This is a genomic window from Thermogemmatispora sp. (assembly GCF_019683635.1).
In the GTDB taxonomy this organism is placed as follows: Bacteria; Chloroflexota; Ktedonobacteria; order Ktedonobacterales; family Ktedonobacteraceae; genus Thermogemmatispora.
Genome location: NZ_JADGIA010000333.1, coordinates 1 through 2,948 on the forward strand (window position 1 = coordinate 1; position 2,948 = coordinate 2,948).

The following is a 2,948-nucleotide window of genomic DNA, read 5'->3' on the forward strand; positions in this document are numbered from 1 at the left end:
ACATAAGCTCCGGCGAGGTTGGCCTCCAGCCAGCGGCGCTCGATCAGGCGGCGCGCATAATAGAGCGTGGCATCGAACTCTTCAGGGGTAAGCTTGTCTGGACATGCAAGCAAAATCTGGGAAATCGTCGGCAGCGTGGCGCGGGCCTGTGAGCCAAGGACGCTCTCATCAAGAGGCGGTTGGCGCCAGAGCAACAGCGGGATCTCCAACTCGGCCAATGTTTGCTCAACGATCTGGCGACTGGCCTCTAGTTCCTTGGGATAGCGCTCGCGAGGGGGGAGAAAGAGCATACCCACGGCCAACGCCTGAGCCGCGGGGGGCGTGATCCCCTGGGTTTCCAGCTCCGCGCGGAACAGCTCCGTTGGAAGCTGGGTTAGCACGCCAGCACCATCGCCGGTCTCGGCATCGGCGTCCTGGGCTCCCCTGTGGGTCAGGCGAGCCAGCGCCTCCAAAGCCATCTCTACCAGCGCATGACTGCGCTCTCCGGAAATCTGTACAATAAAGCCTGTGCCACAGGCATCATGTTCCCACCGGGCATCGTAGAGCGGATATGCAGGATCAGCAGAAGCGTGGTGCTGCATAGATTGCCCTCCTGTAAAACAGACAGCATAGAAGACCAGGAGGCACCAGCGTTGGAGCCACACTGTGTCGGCGACCAGAACAGCGCTCGCCGAGGTCATCGGGATAGACAGGATGACAGGGCGCACAGATGCGCACACATGAGCGGCATTGGTCGGGGGAGAGCGGCGGGGCTCGCGGACACCTGGCCACGGTCCATACAGCCGAACAACCAGCGTTCGCTGTTCAAAAAGTGTAACATACGAACACGGCTTTTGGCAAGGGGAAACCCGCGCAGCAGGCACGGAATGGGGGCCATGAGCACTGTAACAGTCGCTCACGGCCCCCAAGCTCTGTCCAGCGAGTGTCAGTACAGAAGGGTGGAATGGGAACGCCGTTGTTCCCATCTACGGTCTGTCTCAGGAGTTCAGGAGGCCAGGAATAACTATCTGCAGGAAGGAGAGGGATCTACTCAATCCTTGCTAGCAGCCCCACCGGCCACAGCCACACTACCGTCGCCCTGGGCGACGACACGGTAGGGCTCCGCATCAGGAGCATAGCCCAGTGACCCCATCTCGGGGATATCTAGACCCGCCAGCTCTGTCTCAGGCGAGACGCGCAGCCCAAAGAGCTTGTCATAGGCCTTGAAGAAGAGCCAGGAGATTCCGAAGACGTAGACGAAGCAGGCAACCGCGCCGATCAGCTGAGCAACAAGCTGACTTGGGTCACCGAAGAAGAGACCTCGCACCTGAAGGCCACCATAGTTGGCCAGGCCATCGGCAAAGAGACCGACCGAGATCTGCCCCCACAGGCCATTGAAACCATGAACCGCAATGGCCCCCACGGGATCGTCAACCTTCAGGACTTTTTCCACAAAGCCAGCAGCCAGAATGACGATGATGCCCGCCACTGCTCCGATGATACAAGCTGAAACAGGACTCACATAGCCACTGGGAGCAGTAATCGCCACCAGTCCAGCAAGGAGACCATTGCCCATCATGCCAATATCCGGCTTCTTCGCCCCCGTGAGCCAGGTGAAAAGCATGGCAGCGACCGAGCCGAAGGCGCCAGCAAGCATGGTATCCACAGCGATCAGACCGATGCGCAGATTGCCATTCCCAGAAGCACCTAGCGTACTGCCAGGGTTGAAACCAAACCAGCCAAAGGCCAGGATAAAGCAGCCGAGCAGGGCGAGAACCATGTTATGGCCGGGAATGGTATTAGGGCTGCCATCGCGATTGTACTTGCCCAGGCGCGGACCGATGACCATTGCTCCGGCTAGAGCACACCAGCCACCTACGGCATGAACCACCCCACTGCCAGCAAAGTCAATGTAGCCAGCACCCAGGCCAATCTTGCCAAGCTGCGAGAGCCAGCCACCACCCCAGGCCCAGTTTCCATAGATCGGATAGACCAGGGTCGAAACGAAGAAACCATAGACGCAGAAGGCACTCCACTTCCAGCGCTCGGCCATCGCCCCCGTCGGAATGGTAGCAGTCGTGTCCATGAAGACCATCTGGAAGAGGAACATCACGGCCACCCCGACGTCATAGGTGCCATCGTTGAGGAAAAAGCCCTTATAGCCAACGATACCCCAGTTGATGCCACCGATGGGAATGGTCAGCTCGTTGGTCAGGCTGGAGAGGCCGCCCAGGTTCGGTACCCCGACAAGGCCAATTCCACCAAACTGGAAGGCAAAACCAACCACAAAGTAACCGATCATACCAATGCCATAGATCATAAAGTTCATGGCCATCGTATGACCGGCATTTTTTGCGCGGCACAGCCCCGTCTCTACCAGCGCGAAACCAGCCTGCATGAACATCACGAGATAGCCCGTGACCAACGTCCAGACGAAGTTGATAGCCAGGCGGTTCTGGTCAACATACAGGGCCAGATTATAGGCAAATGGCTCGCTCGTCTTGGCCTTGTTCACATCGTCCTGAGAGATCGATGGCTGCGTACCAGTCGCAGTGACCGAGGTCAGGTGCTGCTGATCACTGCTGTTCAGACCATTGGGATCAGGACCCGCGCCACAGGCACTGAGCAAGACCAGCGAAAGGACCAGCAAGCTAGCAAAGATAAGGAGGGTCCTCAGTGCGGGGAAATACCTTTGAAGCGCCCGCACACGAAGCCGGAAACGCTCCGATCTCCCAGCTTCGCTCAGCTCACGGATCTGCAGAAAACGACTCAGATAGGGGAGAAGCTCACGCTGATGCTTCGGCGAAAGGGCCAGGCGCAGCCTGCCAGCCCCCTTGCGCGGGATAAGGGTCAGCTTCCAACCACGAAGCGTCGCATACTCAAACTCCTCCCAAGGCCGGAAAAAGACATTGTTACAGGCAATTCCACGATCGGTTAACCGATAGTGCACCGGCAGATTGACAATAGCA

1 protein-coding gene and 1 pseudogene are annotated in these 2,948 nt (G+C 58.3%); both read right to left on the bottom strand.

The window, feature by feature from the left end; all coding sequences use genetic code 11:
• Positions 1 to 581 (bottom strand): annotated as a pseudogene (locus IRZ31_RS20955) (glutamate synthase subunit alpha); the annotation flags it as partial.
• 449 nt (positions 582 to 1,030) lie between these two features.
• On the bottom strand, positions 1,031 to 2,944 hold the full coding sequence (locus tag IRZ31_RS20960; RefSeq protein WP_363325713.1) for an ammonium transporter: 1,914 nt from the start codon (positions 2,942 to 2,944) through the stop codon (positions 1,031 to 1,033).
• Positions 2,945 to 2,948 lie beyond the last annotated feature (4 nt).